17 protein-coding genes are annotated in these 16,599 nt (G+C 73.1%); all 17 read left to right on the top strand.

The genetic code is table 11. The features are described 5' to 3' along the window. On the top strand, nt 1–1,654 hold a 1,654-nt coding region (gene carB, locus ACTHMF_RS08680; protein WP_440317120.1), incomplete at its 5' end, for a carbamoyl-phosphate synthase large subunit. Then, nucleotides 1,651–2,520, top strand: coding sequence for an orotidine-5'-phosphate decarboxylase (gene pyrF, locus ACTHMF_RS08675; RefSeq protein ID WP_440317119.1), 870 nt, complete (start codon nt 1,651–1,653; stop codon nt 2,518–2,520). The genes carB and pyrF, both read left to right, overlap by 4 nt. After that, nucleotides 2,513–3,442, top strand: coding sequence for a guanylate kinase (gene gmk / locus ACTHMF_RS08670; RefSeq protein WP_440317118.1), 930 nt, complete (start codon nt 2,513–2,515; stop codon nt 3,440–3,442). Before pyrF ends, gmk begins: the two co-directional genes overlap by 8 nt. A 71-nt stretch (nt 3,443–3,513) precedes the next feature. Then, the gene (gene rpoZ, locus ACTHMF_RS08665) at nt 3,514–3,771 is read left to right on the top strand and encodes a DNA-directed RNA polymerase subunit omega (RefSeq protein WP_314145900.1); all 258 of its coding nucleotides are present in this window, start codon (nt 3,514–3,516) and stop codon (nt 3,769–3,771) included. 55 nt (nt 3,772–3,826) lie between these two features. After that, nucleotides 3,827–5,107, top strand: coding sequence for a bifunctional phosphopantothenoylcysteine decarboxylase/phosphopantothenate synthase (locus tag ACTHMF_RS08660; RefSeq protein WP_440317121.1), 1,281 nt, complete (start codon nt 3,827–3,829; stop codon nt 5,105–5,107). Nucleotides 5,108–5,145: 38 nt separating this feature from the next. Then, a complete protein-coding gene (gene metK / locus ACTHMF_RS08655) occupies nt 5,146–6,339 on the top strand; it encodes a methionine adenosyltransferase (RefSeq protein ID WP_440317117.1) in 1,194 nt (397 codons plus the stop codon). 2 nt (nt 6,340–6,341) lie between these two features. After that, complete coding sequence (locus ACTHMF_RS08650) at nt 6,342–8,345, top strand: primosomal protein N' (RefSeq protein ID WP_440317116.1); 2,004 nt, start codon at nt 6,342–6,344, stop codon at nt 8,343–8,345. A gap of 124 nt (nt 8,346–8,469) precedes the next feature. Beyond that, nucleotides 8,470–9,378 (top strand): methionyl-tRNA formyltransferase, encoded by a 909-nt coding sequence (gene fmt / locus ACTHMF_RS08645; RefSeq protein WP_440317115.1) that lies wholly within the window; start codon nt 8,470–8,472, stop codon nt 9,376–9,378. Further along, the gene (locus tag ACTHMF_RS08640) at nt 9,375–10,751 is read left to right on the top strand and encodes an RsmB/NOP family class I SAM-dependent RNA methyltransferase (protein ID WP_440317114.1); all 1,377 of its coding nucleotides are present in this window, start codon (nt 9,375–9,377) and stop codon (nt 10,749–10,751) included. The genes fmt and ACTHMF_RS08640 overlap by 4 nt, the downstream gene beginning before the upstream one ends. Nucleotides 10,752–10,790: 39 nt before the next feature. Then, entirely contained in the window at nt 10,791–11,450 is a 660-nt protein-coding gene (rpe, locus tag ACTHMF_RS08635) for a ribulose-phosphate 3-epimerase (RefSeq protein ID WP_314145895.1), read from the top strand. Nucleotides 11,451–11,712: 262 nt separating this feature from the next. Beyond that, nucleotides 11,713–11,976 (top strand): phosphoribosyl-ATP diphosphatase, encoded by a 264-nt coding sequence (locus ACTHMF_RS08630; RefSeq protein WP_440317113.1) that lies wholly within the window; start codon nt 11,713–11,715, stop codon nt 11,974–11,976. Nucleotides 11,977–12,031: 55 nt separating this feature from the next. Next, nucleotides 12,032–12,871 (top strand): ATP phosphoribosyltransferase, encoded by an 840-nt coding sequence (gene hisG, locus ACTHMF_RS08625; RefSeq protein WP_314145893.1) that lies wholly within the window; start codon nt 12,032–12,034, stop codon nt 12,869–12,871. Next, nucleotides 12,871–13,635, top strand: a complete 765-nt coding sequence (gene hisF, locus ACTHMF_RS08620; protein ID WP_314145892.1) for an imidazole glycerol phosphate synthase subunit HisF — start codon at nt 12,871–12,873, stop codon at nt 13,633–13,635. The genes hisG and hisF overlap by 1 nt, the downstream gene beginning before the upstream one ends. Beyond that, nucleotides 13,632–14,024, top strand: a complete 393-nt coding sequence (gene hisI, locus ACTHMF_RS08615; protein ID WP_314145891.1) for a phosphoribosyl-AMP cyclohydrolase — start codon at nt 13,632–13,634, stop codon at nt 14,022–14,024. Before hisF ends, hisI begins: the two co-directional genes overlap by 4 nt. After that, nucleotides 14,021–15,562, top strand: a complete 1,542-nt coding sequence (locus ACTHMF_RS08610; RefSeq protein WP_440317112.1) for an anthranilate synthase component I — start codon at nt 14,021–14,023, stop codon at nt 15,560–15,562. The genes hisI and ACTHMF_RS08610 overlap by 4 nt, the downstream gene beginning before the upstream one ends. 4 nt (nt 15,563–15,566) lie before the next feature. Further along, nucleotides 15,567–16,247, top strand: a complete 681-nt coding sequence (locus tag ACTHMF_RS08605) for a Trp biosynthesis-associated membrane protein (protein ID WP_440317111.1) — start codon at nt 15,567–15,569, stop codon at nt 16,245–16,247. 68 nt (nt 16,248–16,315) lie between these two features. Then, entirely contained in the window at nt 16,316–16,546 is a 231-nt protein-coding gene (locus ACTHMF_RS08600; protein ID WP_314145888.1) for a DUF6704 family protein, read from the top strand. Nucleotides 16,547–16,599 lie beyond the last annotated feature (53 nt).

Here is a 16,599-nt window from a genome sequence, read left to right as displayed (position 1 = left end):
GGAGACCGAGGTCGAGCCGAGCGACAAGCGCAAGGTCGTCATCCTCGGCTCCGGCCCGAACCGCATCGGCCAGGGCGTCGAGTTCGACTACTCGTGCGTGCACGCGTCGTTCGCCCTGCACGACGCCGGGTTCGAGACGATCATGATCAACTGCAACCCGGAGACGGTCTCGACCGACTACGACACCTCCGACCGCCTGTACTTCGAGCCGCTGACGCTCGAGGACGTGCTGGAGGTCATCCACGCGGAGTCGCAGACCGGCGAGCTCGTCGGCGTCGTCGTCCAGCTCGGCGGCCAGACCGCCCTCGGCCTCGCGAAGGGCCTGGAGGCCGCCGGCGTGCCGATCCTGGGCACGACGCCGAGCGCGATCGACCTGGCGGAGGAGCGCGGCCTGTTCGCCGAGATCCTCGAGAACGCCGGCCTGCTCGCGCCGCGCAACGGCACGGCCGTCGACTACCCGAGCGCCGCGCACGTCGCGGAGCAGATCGGCTACCCGGTGCTGGTGCGCCCGAGCTTCGTGCTCGGCGGCCGCGGCATGGAGATCGTCTACGACAGCCCGTCGCTCGCGGACTACTTCGAGCGCGTCGCCGGCCAGGGGATCGTCGGACCGTCGCACCCGCTGCTGGTCGACCGGTTCCTGGACGACGCGATCGAGATCGACGTCGACGCCCTGTTCGACGGCGAGCGGCTGTACATCGGCGGCGTGATGGAGCACATCGAGGAGGCCGGCATCCACTCCGGCGACTCCAGCTGCACCCTGCCCCCGATCACGCTCGGCCGCCGCGAGATCGACCGCGTTCGCGAGGCGACCCGCAAGATCGCCGAGGGCATCGGCGTGCGCGGCCTGCTGAACGTGCAGTTCGCGATCGGCGCCGGCGTGCTCTACGTGCTGGAGGCGAACCCGCGCGCGTCGCGCACGGTCCCGTTCGTGTCCAAGGCGCTCGGCATCCCACTGGCCAAGGCCGCGTCCCGCATCATGGTGGGCGCGACCATCGACGAGCTGGTCGCCGAGGGCCTGCTGCCCGAGGGCGACGGCTCGGTCATCCCGATGGACTCGCCGGTGGCCGTGAAGGAGGCGGTGCTGCCGTTCAAGCGCTTCCGCACCCGCGACGGCAAGATCGTGGACTCGGTGCTCGGCCCGGAGATGCGCTCGACCGGCGAGGTCATGGGCATCGACAGGGACTTCCCGACCGCGTTCGCGAAGAGCCAGGCCGCCGCGTACGGCGGGATGCCGCTCACCGGCACCGTCTTCGTCTCGGTCTCCGACCGCGACAAGCGCGCCATCGTGCTCCCGGTGCTGCGGCTGCGCCAGCTCGGCTACGACATCCTCGCGACCGAGGGCACGGCCGAGGTGCTGAACCGCAACGGCATCCCGGCCGGCGTCGTCCGCAAGTACAGCGAGACGGTCGAGGGCGACTCGATCGTCGACCTCATCACGCGCAACGAGGTGGATGTGGTGATCAACACCCCGAGTGGCGGCACGACGCGCGCCGACGGCTACGAGATCCGCGCCGCCGCTGTCGCCGGCGACAAGCCACTGTTCACGACCATCGCGGAGCTGAGCGCCGCGGTCGCGTCGCTCGACGCGGTCCGCCAGGGCTTCGAGGTGACCTCGCTGCAGGAGTACGCGCTCCAGCGGGCCGCGCGCGCATGAGCACGGCCGGCGCCGCGTTCGGCGATCGACTCGCCGCGGTCTTCGCCGAGCGCGGCCGGCTGTGCGTGGGGATCGACCCGCACGCGCACCTGCTGGCGGACTGGGGCCTGGCGGCCTCGGCCGCCGGCGTGCGCGAGTTCGGCCTGCGCGTCGTCGAGGCGGCGAGCAGCCGGGCGGGCATCGTCAAGCCGCAGGTGGCGTTCTTCGAGCGCTTCGGCGCCGCGGGCTACGCGGCGCTCGAGGAGGTCATCGCTGCGGCCCGCGCCGCGGGACTGCTGGTGATCGCGGACGCCAAGCGCGGCGACATCGGCACCAGCGTCACCGCATACGCGGAGGCGTGGCTCACGCCGGGCTCGCCGCTGGAGGCGGACGCCATGACGGTCGCGGCCTTCCAGGGCGTCGGCTCGATCGCGGAGCCGATGCGGCTCGCCGAGAGCGCGGGCAAGGGCCTGTTCGTGCTGGCCGCCACCTCCAACCCGGAGGCCGCCGCCATCCAGCAGGCGGTCGTCGCCGACGGCCCGCGCGCCGGGATGACCGTGGCCCGTGCGATCATCGAAGACGTGCACTCGTTCAACCAGGACCAGCCCCCGCACGCCTTCGGCACCGTCGGCCTCGTCCTCGGCGCCACCGTCCGGCTGGCCGACTACGGCATCGACACCTCCGTCTCCCGGACGCCTGCCGTCCCGGTGCTCGCGCCGGGCTTCGGCCACCAGGGCGCGAAGGTGGAGGACGTCCCGCGGCTGTTCGGCGCGCTCGCGTCCGGCGTGATCGTCTCCGAGTCCCGGGGACTGCTCGGCGCGGGCCCGGACGGCATCGCCGCCGCGATCGACGCGAGGGCGGGGGAGGTGCGCGCCGCGCATGCCTGAGTCCAGCGTCTCCCGGCGTCCCGCGCCGCCCGAGGTGGACAGGAGGGCCGCCTCCCAGGCCGCCGTCGCCGCCCGCCGCGCCCGCGCCGCCGTCAAGAATTCCATCGCCGCGCGCGAGCTGTCCCCGCTGACCGTCCTGGACCGCGCGACGTCCGACCCGGACGGCGTCGAGGGCCGGCTGCGCGTCACGGAGTTCCTGCTGAGCGTCCCCGCCATCGGCACCACGAAGATGCAGGACGCCCTGGCGAAGCTCGCGATCTCCCCGGCCAAGCGGCTCGGCGGCCTCGGCAGGCACCAGCGGCTGCGGCTGCGGGACTTCCTGATCGAGCGCGAGAACAGGGCGGGCAGGCAGCGCAACCAGCTGGTCGTGCTCGCCGGCCCCACCGCGGTCGGCAAGGGCACCGTGTCCACCTACATCCGCGAGAACTATCCGGACGTGCTGCTGTCGGTCTCCGCCACGACCAGGGCCCCGCGGCCCGGCGAGGTGGACGGGGTCAACTACTACTTCGTCGACGACGCGGAGTTCGACAGGATGATCGCCGAGGGCGAGCTGCTCGAGTACGCGACCGTGCACAACGCCTACCGCTACGGGACCCCGCGGCGGCCGATCGAGGCCGCGCTGGAGCAGGGCCGCAGCGTCCTGCTCGAGATCGACCTGCAGGGCGCCCGCCAGGTGCGCGCGTCGATGCCGGAGGCCCGGCTGATCTTCCTGCTGCCGCCCACCTGGGAGGAGCTGGTCCGCCGGCTGATCGGGCGCGGCACCGAGGACGCGGCGGAGCAGCAGCGCCGCCTGGAGACCGCGAAGGTCGAGCTGGCCGCTCAGGACGAGTTCGACTACCGCGTCGTGAACCACACCGTCGCCGACGCCGCGCGAGAGGTCGTAGACTTGATGAAGGTGCGCGCGGCGCCGACGCGTCCGTAGCCGCGCATCCCGTCCAGACCTCTCGCGCCGCATCCGGCGCCATCCGTCCGCCGACCAAGGAGAACTTCCGCATGGCAACCAGCAACAACGGCATCATCGACCCGCCCATCGACGACCTTCTCGCGCGCGTCGAGTCCAAGTACGCGCTCGTGATCTTCGCCTCCAAGCGCGCGCGTCAGATCAACGACTACTACGCCGACCTGCACGAGGGCAGCCTGTTCGACAACGTCGGACCGCTCGTCGACTCGTCCGTCGACGACAAGCCGCTCTCGGTCGCGCTGCACGAGATCAACGAGGACAAGCTCGTCCTGAAGCCCATCGCCGAATAACGACCCCCGCCGGGCACGCCCCGGCCGATGAGGAGATGCCGCCGTGAGCGCACGATTGACCGTTGTCGTCGGAGTGACCGGCGGCATCGCCGCGTACAAGGCCGTCGGAGTGATCAGGGCACTCGTGCTCGACGGCCACTCCGTGCACGTCGTCGCGACCGAGGCCGCGCTGCGGTTCGTCGGCCGGCCGACGCTGGAGGCGATCAGCAGGAACCCGGTCGCCACCGACCTGTACGAGGGTGTCGCCGAGGTGCGGCACGTGGCGATCGGCCAGTCCGCCGACCTGATCGTGATCGCGCCGGCGACCGCGAACACGCTCGCCAAGCTGGCCGCCGGCATCGCGGACGACCTGCTCGGCAACACCGTCCTCGCGTCCACGGCGCCGCTGGTCGTCGCGCCGGCGATGCACACCGAGATGTGGCGCAACCCGGCGACGGTCGCCAACGTCGCGACGCTGCGCGGTCGCGGCGTCACGATCGTCGGGCCGGCGACCGGCCAGCTGACCGGCGCCGACTCCGGTCCCGGCCGGATGGAGGAGCCGGAGGTCATCGTCCGTGCCGCGCTGCGGGCGGCCGGCGTCTCGCCCCGGCCCGTCGTCACGGCGGCTCCCGAGCCGGCGGACGTCGTCGTGCTGTCCGAGCGCAGGCGAGCGAACGATGCGTCCCGCCGCCCGCGCGGCGGCGTCGACCTCACCGGGAAGCGCGTCGTGGTCACCGCGGGCGGCACCCGGGAGCCGCTCGACCCCGTCCGCTTCCTCGGCAACCGGTCGAGCGGACGCCAGGGCGTCGCCATCGCGGCCGCCGCGCAGGCGCGCGGCGCCGAGGTCGTCCTGATCGCCGCGCACCTGGAAGTGGAGCCGCCGGAGGGCGTCGAGCTGATCGAAGTGCAGACGGCGCTCGAACTGCAGGAGGCGGTGACCGAGGCGGCCCGTGCGGCCGACGTCGTCGTGATGACCGCGGCCGTCGCCGACTACCGGCCGGCGCAGCAGCGCGACAGCAAGATCAAGAAGTCGGAGGCGGGTCAGACGCTGACCCTCGAGCTCGTCGCCAACCCCGACATCCTCGCGGGCCTCGCCGCAGGCAAGCGCGAGGACCAGGTGCTCGTCGGCTTCGCGGCGGAGACCGAGCCGGAGCCGTCCGCGCTCATCGAGCTCGGCCGCTCCAAGCTGGCGGCCAAGGGCAGCGACTTCCTGGTGATCAACCAGGTGGGCTGGGAGCAGGGCTTCGCAACCGAGAGCAACGAAGTCGTCGTGCTCCGGAAGGGCGGAGATATAGTGATGGAGGCCTCGGGCAGCAAGCTGTCGGTGGCGGATCGTATCCTCGACGTCATCGTCTGAGAATCCAGCGAACAGCGCCCGTCGACCTAGGGAGAACAATGGCAGATCTGCGCCTCTTCACGTCCGAATCGGTCACCGAGGGGCACCCGGACAAGATCTGCGACCAGATCTCCGACAGCATCCTGGACGCGCTGCTGGCCGTCGACCCGCACAGCCGCGTCGCCGTCGAGACCCTGGTCACCACCGGGCTGGTGCACGTCGCCGGCGAGGTCACGACCAACGGCTACGTCGAGATCCCGGCGCTGGTGCGCGAGAAGATCGTGCAGATCGGCTACGACTCCTCCGACGTCAGCTTCGACGGCACCCAGTGCGGCGTCTCGGTCTCGATCGGCGCGCAGTCGCCGGACATCGCGCAGGGCGTCGACAACGCGCTGGAGACCCGCGCGGAGCAGAGCATTGACGACCTCGACCGGCAGGGCGCCGGCGACCAGGGCATCATGTTCGGGTTCGCGACCACCGAGACCCCGCAGTACATGCCGCTGCCGATCTGGCTGGCCCACCGCCTCGCCGAGCGCCTGGCCGAGGTCCGCAAGGACGGAACCCTCGACTACCTGCGGCCGGACGGCAAGACGCAGGTCACCATCGGCTACGAGGGCTACACGCCCACGTCGGTGGAGACCGTGGTGCTCTCCACCCAGCACGCGCCGCACGTCTCCACCGAGCAGCTGCAGGCGGAGGTCGTGGAAGAGGTGATCGCGCCCGTCATGCACGCCGCCGGGCTCGACACCGCGCGCGTCCGCACGCTGATCAACCCGACCGGGCGCTTCGAGATCGGCGGCCCGAAGGGCGACGCCGGCCTCACCGGCCGCAAGATCATCGTCGACACCTACGGCGGCGCCAGCCGGCACGGCGGCGGCGCGTTCTCGGGCAAGGACCCGTCGAAGGTGGACCGCTCCGCCGCGTACGCGATGCGCTGGGTGGCCAAGAACGCCGTGGCCGCCGGGCTCGCAGACCGCCTGGAGGTGCAGGTCGCCTACGCGATCGGCAAGGCCGCTCCGGTGGGCCTGTACGTGGAGACGTTCGGCACCGGGAAGGTGGCGGACGAGCGCATTATCCGCGCCATCCGCGACGTCTTCGACCTGCGTCCCGCCGCGATCACGCGCGACCTCGACCTGCTGCGCCCGATCTACGCCCGCACGGCGACGTACGGCCACTTCGGCCGCGAGCTCCCCGAGTTCACCTGGGAGCGGCTGGACCGCGTGGACGACCTGCGGTCGGCCGCGGGGCTCTAGCGGTGGCGGCGGCCGGCCTGGTCGGTCGCGTCGTCCTCGACTCGCCGCTGCCGCAGCTGGACCATTTCTTCGACTACGCCATTCCGGCGGAGCTCGTCGAGCAGGCGGTCCCCGGCGTCCGGGTGCGCGTACCGCTGCGCTCCGCCGGCCGCGTCGCCGACGGCTACCTGGTGGAGGTCGTCGGCGCCGAGGAGGACGAGGACGGCGGCTTCCGCGGCGCGCTCAGCCCGATCGAGGCGATCGTCTCGCCGGTCCCCGTGCTGACGCCGGGCGTGTGGCGGTTGGCCAGGCGGCTCGCCGACCGCAGCGCGGGAACGGCGAGCGACATCCTGCGCCTGGCGGTGCCCGGCCGGATGGTGCGGGCGGAGAAGGCGTGGCTCGCCCAGCCGGAGGAGGACCGCAACCCGCCGCTGCAGCCGCCGGCGGTCGGCGTCCGCGGCTACGGCGACGGGACGCTCGAGGCCGCCGTCGCGCGCGGCGAGCGGCTGGCGCTGCGTCCCATCCCACGGCTCAGCCGGCTGCCGGACGGCACCTGGGTGGGGGAGTGGGCGGTGACCCTCGCTGCGCTCGCGGCGTCGTGCTGGAGCGCGGGACGCTCGGCCATCGTCGCGGTGCCAGACCATCGCGACCTCGATCAGCTCGCCGCCGCGCTGGCGGCCATCGCGCCGGCCAGGGCGGTCGTCCGCACCGACGCCTCGCAGGCCAACGCCGAGCGCTACCGGGGGTTCCTGGAGGCGCTGGCCGGCCCGCGCATCCTGATCGGCAACCGCTCGGTGGTGTACGCGCCCGCGGAGCGGCTCGGGATGATCGCGGTGTGGGAGGACAGCGACCCTCTGCACGCCGAGCCGCTCGCTCCGTACGTGCACACCCGCGACGCCGCGCTCGTCCGGCAGGAGCTGGAGAGCTGCGCGCTGGTGATCAGCGGGCTCGTGCGCAGCGTGGAGGCGCAGCGGCTGGTGGAGATCGGCTGGCTGCGCGACGCCGGACCGGAGCGGGTGGTCCTGCCGAAGGTCGTGCTGACCGCCAACCAGCAGGCCGCGGAGCCGGCCGCGCGCGCCGCGCGCATCCCGTCGGGGGCGTGGCGCGCGGCCAGGGATGCGCTGAGCGGGGAGAGCGGACGCCCGAAGGGCCCCGTGCTGGTGCAGGTCGCGCGGCCGGGCTACGTCCCGGTGCTGGCGTGCGCGAAGTGCGGGCAGGCGGCCCGGTGCACCCGCTGCACGGGACCGCTGGAGCAGAAGCGCGCGGGCGCGACGCCGTCGTGCGCGTGGTGCGGCGCGCTCGCGACGGACTGGCACTGCGACCGCTGCGAGCACCGCGCGTTCCGGATGGTCACCGTCGGCTCCGGCCGCACCGCCGAGGAGCTGGGGCGCGCGTTCCCCGGAACCCGGGTCGTCCTCGCCGACGGCGAGCATCCCGTGCTGCGGGTCGGGCCGGCGCCGGCTCTCGTGGTCGCCACCCGCGGGGCCGAGCCGATCGCCGAGGGCGGCTACCAGGCCGTCCTGCTGCTCGACGGCGAACGGATGCTGGCCAGGGAGACCCTGCACGTGGCGGAGGACTGCCTGCGCTGGTGGTCGAGCGCCGCTGTTCTCGCCGCTCCCGGCGCGCCCACCGTGCTGGTCGGCGTCGGCGGTGAGCTCGCCAGGGACTTCGCGACCGGCCGCCTTGTCGACTTCGCCGGCGCCGAGCTGGCCGACCGCAGGGAGCTGCGGTTCCCGCCCGCGGTCCGGCTCGCGTCCGTGACGGGTGCCGAGGCGACCGTGCAGACGGTGCTGGAGGCGGTGGACCCCGAACTCCTGATCGACGTGCTCGGGCCGGCGCAGGTGGACGAGCACACCGTCCGCGCCATCCTGCGCTTCGACTACGCACGCGGAGCGGAGGTCGCGGCCGCGGTGCGCGCCGCCGTGGTGCGGAACGCGACGAAGCGGCGCAAGGCGCCGGCGGGCCGCGGCGGCTTCCGCCCAGCGCCGTCCCTCCGCGTCCGCTTCGACGACCCCGAGATCCTCTAGGCGACCGCGCCGCCGTGTCACGTGTGCGCCGGCGCGCGCGGGCGCAGACGTTCCCGGCCGCAGCAGCCGAGCGTCGCGGCGCGTAGACTCGGGGGCTGGAACTGAACCGAGAGAACCTTGTCTGATGCGACTTGTCTTCGCCGGCACCCCCGCGGTCGCCGTCCCCGCCCTCCGCAGCCTCGCAGAACGCTTCGAGATCGCCGCGGTGATCACTCGCGAGGATGCGCCCCTCGGCCGTAAGCGCGTGCTCACGCCGTCTCCCGTCGCCGCCGCGGCGGCCGAGCTCGGCCTGACCGTGATCAAGGCCAACCGGCTGCGCGAGGAGGTCAGCGAGCGCGTCGCCGCCCTGCACCCGGACCTCGGCGTGATCGTCGCGTACGGCGGCCTGGTCCGCGAGCCGCTGCTCTCCACGCCGCGGCTCGGCTGGGTGAACCTGCACTTCTCGCTGCTGCCGCGCTGGCGCGGAGCGGCGCCCGTCCAGCACGCGCTCATCGCCGGCGACCACGAGACCGGCGCCGCCGTCTTCCAGCTCGTGCCGGAGCTCGACGCGGGAGCCGTCTTCGCCGAGACGCGCCGAGCGGTCGGGCCGGACGAGACGGCTGGCGAGCTCCTCGAGTCCCTCGCGGTCTCGGGGTCGGCCCTGCTCACCGAGACCGTCGCCGCGCTGGACGCGGGCACGGCCGTCGCGCACGAGCAGACCGGGCGGCCGACCCTGGCGCCCAAGCTCACGATCGACGACGCGCGGCTCGACCTGAGCCACCCGGTGGACCGGGTGTACGCGCGGTTCCGCGGGGTCACGCCGGAGCCGGGCGCCTGGACGCTGCTCGGCGCCGACCGGTTCAAGATCCACGCGGCGCGCCCGAGCGCCGCCGACCCGCTGCCCGCGGGGACCGTCGCCGCCGACGGCAAGCGCATCCTGGTCGGCACCGGGAGCCGGCCGCTGGAACTGCTCACCGTCCAGCCGGCGGGGCGGAAGCCGATGTCCGCCGCCGACTGGTGGCGTGGCGCCGGGGGAGAGGCGGTGCTCTCGTGAACGACCGCACCAGGGCGCAGCCCGCACGCCGGGTCGCCCTCGATGTGCTGACCGCCGTGCGCGAGTCCGACGCCTACGCGAACCTGCTGCTTCCCGGCCGGATCGCGCGCGCCGGGCTCAACCAGGCGGACGCCGCCCTCGCCACCGAGCTCACCTACGGGACCCTGCGGATGCAGGGCTACTACGACCGCGTCATCGCGCGCGCGGCGGGGCGGCCCGTCGACCGGATCGATCCGCCCATCCTCGACGTGTTGCGGCTCGGCACCCACCAGCTGCTCTCCACCCGGGTCGCGCCGCACGCGGCCGTCAACGAGTCGGTCGCGCTCGCGCGGACGGTCGGCAGCCGCTCGGCGACCGGCTTCACCAACGGCGTCCTGCGCGAGATCGGCAGGCACACCCCGGAGGAGTGGCGGCAGCGCGTCGTCGGGGACGCGAAGAACGAGGACGATCGGCTCTCCGCCCTGACCTCGCATCCCACCTGGGTCGTCCGCGCGCTGCGGCGGTCGCTGGAGGCGGAGGGCCGCGGCGCCGAGCTCGAAGAGCTGCTGGAGGCCGACAACACCGCGCCGCGCGTGAACCTGATCGCGCTGCCCGGCCTCGCCGACGCCCCGGAAGGGTCTACACCCGACCGGTTCTCGCCGCCCGGGTTCACCACCGCCGGCGGCGACCCGCTGGGCCTCGTCGAGGGTTCGGACGGCCGCATCCGCGTCCAGGACGAGGGCTCGCAGCTGGCGGCGCTCGCGCTCACCCGCGCCCGCCCGGTGCAGGAGGGCGAGCGCTGGCTCGACCTGTGCGCCGGCCCCGGCGGCAAGGCGGCGCTGCTCGCGGCGGAGGCGCTGGCCGGAGGGGCGACGCTCGTCGCCAACGAGGTCGTCCCCGCCCGTGCCCAGCTGGTGCGCCGCGCCCTCGCGGGCGTCCCGCTGGACGTGCCGGTGTGGGAGCGCGACGGCGCCGAGGTGGGCGAGAGCGAGCCGGCGGCGTTCGACCGCATCCTGCTGGACGCCCCGTGCACCGGTCTCGGCGCGCTCCGCCGCCGCCCGGAGGCGCGCTGGCGCAAGACCCCGCGCGACGTCGCCGAGCTGACCGCGCTGCAGACGAGCCTTCTCGACTCCGCCGTCGCCGCCCTGAAGCCGGGCGGCCTGCTCGCCTACGTGACCTGCTCGCCGCACATCGCGGAGACGCGCGCTGTCGTCGCCGCCGCGCTCGACCGGCACGCGGGCGTGCTCGAATCCCTCGGCACCGCCGAGGTGGTGCAGGACATCGCCGCGGAGCGGCTGGACCTCGCGGGCGACGGCGACACCGTCCAGCTCTGGCCGCACCGGCACCGCACGGACGCGATGTTCATCGCGCTGCTCACCAAGCGCGCCGCGTGACGCCGTCGCGGGTGCCCCGCGCCGAATAGGCTGGGGGACATGGCAGCGCGCATCAACCCCAGCATCCTGGCCGCCGACTTCGTCAACATGGAGCGCGACCTCGGCAGGATCGCCACCGCCGACCTCGTGCACGTGGACGTGATGGACAACCACTTCGTGCCGAACCTCACGTTCGGCCCGCAGATGGTCGGCCGCATCCAGGACGTCAGCGCGATCCCGCTCGACGTGCACCTGATGATCGACGACCCCGACCGCTGGGCGCCGGGATACGCCGAACTCGGCGCGTACTCGGTGACGTTCCACGCCGAGGCGGCGGGGGACGCGGTCGCGCTCGCCAGGCGGCTGCGCGCGATCGGCGCGAGGGCGGGCATCGCGCTGAAGCCCGGCACGCCCGTCGACGGCTACCTCGACCTGCTGCCCGAGTTCGACCAGGTGCTCGTGATGACCGTGGAGCCGGGATTCGGCGGCCAGTCGTTCATGCCGGAGACCATGCCGAAGCTCCGCGCGCTGCGCGAGGCGGTCGAGGCGCGCGGGCTGGAGACCTGGCTGCAGGTGGACGGCGGGGTCACCGAGGAGACCATCGTCACCGCCGCCGAGAACGGCGCGGATACCTTCGTCGCCGGCTCGTCGGTGTTCCGCGGCGACCCGGCCGCCCAGATCGCGCTGCTCCGCGAGACCGCCGCGGCGCACGTCCACTGACGCACACGCGCGATCTGGCCGCGGTCCGCCTCGTGGCGCAGCCTCTCGTCACGAATGCGCGGGCTTCGTCACGAACGACACGCATTCGTGACGAAACACGGGCGGTCACGTGCGGAATGGCGCCGGAGTGCGACTGCGCCCGTGTGGAACGACCGCGTCGGCGCGCGCGGCCGCACACGTTCCGCAGAGCCGCAGTCGCCCTCGGTCCTGAATCCACTGACGCACGGCGGGGAGCGCCCGCGAACACTAGTACGCTGTAACGGTGAAAACCTTCGACGACCTCTTCGCCGAGCTCAGCGAGAAGGCCGCCACCCGACCGGAGGGTTCCGGGACGGTGCGCGAGCTGGACGCGGGAGTGCACGCCATCGGAAAGAAGATCGTGGAGGAGGCCGCCGAGGTCTGGATGGCCGCCGAGTACGAGACCGACGAGGCCTGCGCCGAGGAGATCTCGCAGCTGCTGTACCACCTGCAGGTGCTCATGCTCGCCAAGGGCCTCGCCCCGGCCGACGTGTACCGACATCTGTGACGAACGCATCCCTCGACACAGAATCCGTCCACGTCACGAAAGCTCACTGATCACCATGCTCAAGATCGCCGTCCCCAACAAGGGCTCCCTCTCCGAGACCGCGGCGCAGATGCTCCACGAGGCCGGCTATGTCGGCCGCCGCGACCCCAAGGAGCTCATCGTCACCGACGCCCGCAACGGCGTCGAGTTCTTCTACCTGCGGCCGCGCGACATCGCCACCTACGTCGGCTCCGGCGCCCTGGACGTCGGCATCACCGGGCGCGACCTGCTGCTCGACTCCGGCTCCTCCGCCACCGAGATCGCCGCGCTCGACTTCGCCGCCTCCACCTTCCGGTTCGCCGGACCCGCCGGTTCCTTCACCGAGCTGGCGGACCTGCAGGCCAGGCGCGTCGCCACCAGCTACCCGGGGCTCGTCGGCCAGTTCCTCGCCGACAACGGGGTGGATGCGACGCTCATCAAGCTGGACGGCGCCGTCGAGTCCGCGGTGCGGCTCGGGGTGGCCGACGCGGTCGCCGATGTCGTCGAGACCGGCTCGACGCTGCGCAAGCAGGGCCTGGAGATCTTCGGCCCGGTCATCCTGGAGTCCGAGGCCGTGCTCATCTCGTCGGCCTCGCCCGCCGCAGGGGTCGACACGCTGCTGCGCCGGCTCCAGGGCGTGATGGTCGCCCGGCAGTACGTGCTCGTCGACTACAACCTCCCGGTCGCGCTCCTGGAGCAGGCGGTCGCGCTGACCCCCGGCGTCGAGTCCCCGACGGTGTCCCCGCTCGGCGAACCGGACTGGGTCGCGGTGCGCGTGATGATCAAACGCGATCAGACGAACCACATCATGGACGCGCTGTACGAACTGGGTGCGCGCGCCATCCTGGTCACCTCCATCCACGCGGCGCGTATCTGATGAGCGTCGCGGTGCGGGTCATCCCCTGTCTGGACGTGGCCGCGGGCCGCGTCGTCAAGGGAGTGAACTTCCAGAACCTGCGCGACCAGGGCGACCCGGTCGAGCTCGCCCGCCGGTACTTCGAGCAGGGCGCGGACGAGCTGACCTTCCTGGACGTGACGGCGACGGTCGACGACCGGTCGACCACCTACGACGTCGTGCGCGCGACGGCAGAGCAGGTGTTCATCCCGCTCACGGTCGGCGGCGGCGTGCGCAGCACCGAGGATGTGGCGAAGCTGCTGGGCAGCGGCGCGGACAAAGTGGGCGTGAACTCCGCCGCGATCGCCCGGCCGGAGCTGGTGGCCGAGATCGCCGGCCGGTTCGGGGCCCAGGTGCTCGTGCTCTCGCTCGACGTGAAGCGCTCGGCGGCGACGCCGTCCGGCTTCGTCGTGACGACGCACGGCGGCCGCACCGAGACCGACCTGGACGCGCTGAGCTGGGCGGAGCGGGCGATCGAGCTGGGCGCGGGGGAGCTGCTGGTCAACTCCATCGACGCCGACGGCACCAAGGAGGGCTTCGACCTGGAGCTGATCAGGGAGATGCGCGCGATCAGCCGCGTCCCCGTCATCGCCTCCGGCGGTGCGGGAGCGGTCGGCGACTTCGTGCCGGCGATCGACGCCGGTGCCGACGCGGTGCTGGCCGCCAGCGTCTTCCACTCCGGGGAGATGACCATCGGCGACGTCAAGACGGCGCTGCGCAGTTCGGGACTGGAGGTCCGCGCATGACGAAGGACGGCATCGCCGGCGCCGAGGAGGCGCTCGGCCGCATCCGCTTCACCGACACGGGCCTCGTCCCCGCGATCATCCAGCAGTGGGACTCGCGCGAGGTGCTGATGATGGGCTGGATGGACGCCGAGGCGTTCCGCCGCACGATGACGGAGGGGCGGGTGACCTTCTGGTCGCGCTCGCGGCAGGAGTACTGGCGCAAGGGCGACACCTCCGGGCACGTGCAGTACGTGAAGGGCGTCGCGCTCGACTGCGACGGCGATACCCTGCTGGTGACGGTGGACCAGGTCGGCGCCGCCTGCCACACGGGCACCCGCACCTGCTTCGACGCCGACCAGCTGGCGCCCACGACCGGGGAGAGCCCGGCGCTGGAGACGGAGGACCTGTGATCGCCACCACGGACGGGACGACGAGCCGGGAGCAGTTCGGCGCGCTCGTCGGCGCGCACCGCGTCGTCCCCGTCATCCGGGAGCTCTTCGCCGACGGTGAGACGCCCGTCGGCATCTACCGCAAGCTCGCGGCCGGCCGGCCGGGAACGTTCCTGCTGGAGTCGGCGGAGCAGGGCGGGATCTGGTCGCGGTTCTCGTTCGTCGGCGCCGCGTCCTTCGGCGTGCTCACCCAGCGCGGCGACGAGGCGCTGTGGCTCGACTACGGGCTCTCCGCGGAGCGCGCGCTCGGCACCGACGCCCCGGTAGGGCCGTTGGACGCGCTGGCCGCCCTGCACGCGCGCTGGCAGACGCCGCGCATCCCGGGGCTGCCGCCGCTGACGGGCGGTCTCGTCGGCTTCATCGGCTGGGAGGCGATCCGCCAGATCGAGCGGCTGCCGCTGCGGCCGCCCGCCGACTACGACGTCCCCGGCCAGGCGCTCGCCTTCGCCGCCGACCTGGTGGTGATCGACCACCGCTCCGGCACCGTCAAGCTGATCGCGAACGCCCTCGCGGACGGCGAGGACGACGCCGACGCGCTGTGGGCGGACGCGCAGGCCCGGCTGGACCGGATGCAGCGCGAGCTGACGCAGCCGTCGGAGGCCTGGCTCGCCGAGGTCGACCTGCAGACGCCCGCGCTGCCGACCTCGCGCACGCCGAAGGACGACTTCCTGGCGTCGGTCGCCACCGCCAAGGAGCGGATCGTCGACGGCGACATCTTCCAGGTGGTCATCTCGCAGCGCTTCGAGCTGGAGTGCACCGCGGCGGCGCTCGACGTCTACCGCGTGCTGCGCGCGCTGAACCCGAGCCCGTACATGTACCTGCTGTCGCTGGAGAAGCCGGACGGCGACGCCTACCAGATCGTGGGGTCCTCCCCCGAGGCGCTGGTGAAGGTGCAGGACGGCCGGGCGTTCACGCACCCGATCGCCGGCTCCCGCCCCCGCGGCGCGAGCCCGGAGGAGGACCTCGACCTGGAGGCGTCGCTCCTGGCCGACGACAAGGAGCGCGCCGAGCACCTGATGCTCGTCGACCTGGCCCGCAACGACCTGCTCAAGGTGTGCGCCGCGGGCAGCGTCGAGGTCACCGAGTTCATGCGCATCGAGCGGTTCAGCCACATCATGCACATCGTCTCCTCGGTGGAGGGCGACCTGCTGCCGGCCGCGACAGCGATCGACGCGTTCCGCGCCACGTTCCCCGCCGGCACGCTCTCCGGCGCGCCGAAGCCGATGGCGCTGCGGATCATCGACGAGCTGGAGCCGGCGCAGCGCGGCGTCTACGGGGGAGTGATCGGCTACTTCGACTTCGCGGGCGACGCTGACCTGGCGATCGCCATCCGCACCGCGACGATCATGGACGGCGTCGCGCGCGTGCAGGCCGGGGGCGGCCTGGTCGCCGACTCCGTCCCCGAGCTCGAGTTCCAGGAGTCGCAGAACAAGGCGGCCGCCCCGCTGCGCGCGGTGGCCGTCGCGAACGCGATGAGACGGGTGCAGGGTGGCGAGTAACGGGATGTCCGGCCGCCGCGCGAAGTACCTGACACTGCTGCTCCTGGTCGTCGGCAGCGGCCTCGCCCTGCTCGCCGCGACCCAGACCTGGTTCACCGTGCACCTGACGGACGTCGCCAACCATGTCACGACGGTGACGGTCGCCGGCTCGGCGGCGGCGCCCGCGCTGACCGCGCTGGCCCTCGCCGGGCTCGCGCTCACGGCGGCCCTCGCGATCGCCGGCCCGGCGTTCCGCGTCGTGCTGGCCCTGCTCGGCATCCTGCTCGGCGCATCGGTGGTGTTCTCCGCCGTGTCCGCGGTCACCGACCCGTTCCGCGCCGCGAGCGCCGCGATCACCTCGGCGACCGGCGTCGCCGGTCAGGCCTCGGTGCGCAAGCTGGTCGACGAGCTGGACACCGCGTTCTGGCCCTGGTTCGCCGTCGCAGGCGGCATCGTGATCGTGCTGGCGAGCGCCGCCGCGATCGTGACGCTGCGGCTCTGGCCCGGCCCGTCCCGCAAGTACCAGACCCGCTTCCAGGGGGAGGACGGCCGGGATCCCGAGGACGCCATCGCCGAGGTCTCCGACGCCGAGGAGGCGCGCGCGGTCGCCGAGGGCGAGGCCCAGGCGGAGCCGTCCGCGCTGGACCGCGACACGGCGATCGACAGCTGGGACGAGCTGAGCCGCGGCGACGACCCGACGCGGTGAGCCACTAGACTGGACAGCGATCCACCCAATCGTGCGCGCCGCGCGCGCACCCGACGTGCAGGAGTCCCATGAGCACCGAGTCAGTCGAACCAGGCCACGGTCATTCGCCGGCGGCGTGGACGGCCGTGATCATCATGCTGGTGGCCTTCACCATCGGCGCGATCGCGTTCTTCTTCGACGCGCCCATCGTGGTGTGGGCCTCGGCCGGTCTCGCCGTCATCGGGCTGATCGTCGGCTGGATCATGAAGCGGGCCGGTTACGGCGTGGGCGGCGACAAGTACAAGCCGAAGGGCCACTGACCCGTGCTCGCCGACCTCGTCGCCGGCGCGCTGGAGGATGCGGAACGGCGGCG

The organism is Leifsonia sp. (assembly GCF_051955155.1).
Classification (GTDB): domain Bacteria; phylum Actinomycetota; class Actinomycetes; order Actinomycetales; family Microbacteriaceae; genus Leifsonia.
This window is presented reverse-complemented; position numbering and strand designations above follow the sequence as displayed.

Bases quoted from the DNA above. Each gene is read 5' to 3' on its own strand.
- hisF (WP_314145892.1), top strand. From the start codon at position 12,871: ATGAGCGTCGCGGTGCGGGTCATCCCCTGTCTGGACGTGGCCGCGGGC.
- hisI (WP_314145891.1), top strand. From the start codon at position 13,632: ATGACGAAGGACGGCATCGCCGGCGCCGAGGAGGCGCTCGGCCGCATC.
- rpe (WP_314145895.1), top strand. From the start codon at position 10,791: ATGGCAGCGCGCATCAACCCCAGCATCCTGGCCGCCGACTTCGTCAAC.
- gmk (WP_440317118.1), top strand. From the start codon at position 2,513: ATGCCTGAGTCCAGCGTCTCCCGGCGTCCCGCGCCGCCCGAGGTGGAC.
- pyrF (WP_440317119.1), top strand. From the start codon at position 1,651: ATGAGCACGGCCGGCGCCGCGTTCGGCGATCGACTCGCCGCGGTCTTC.
- ACTHMF_RS08600 (WP_314145888.1), top strand. From the start codon at position 16,316: ATGAGCACCGAGTCAGTCGAACCAGGCCACGGTCATTCGCCGGCGGCG.
- metK (WP_440317117.1), top strand. From the start codon at position 5,146: ATGGCAGATCTGCGCCTCTTCACGTCCGAATCGGTCACCGAGGGGCAC.
- rpoZ (WP_314145900.1), top strand. From the start codon at position 3,514: ATGGCAACCAGCAACAACGGCATCATCGACCCGCCCATCGACGACCTT.
- ACTHMF_RS08605 (WP_440317111.1), top strand. From the start codon at position 15,567: ATGTCCGGCCGCCGCGCGAAGTACCTGACACTGCTGCTCCTGGTCGTC.
- hisG (WP_314145893.1), top strand. From the start codon at position 12,032: ATGCTCAAGATCGCCGTCCCCAACAAGGGCTCCCTCTCCGAGACCGCG.
- fmt (WP_440317115.1), top strand. From the start codon at position 8,470: ATGCGACTTGTCTTCGCCGGCACCCCCGCGGTCGCCGTCCCCGCCCTC.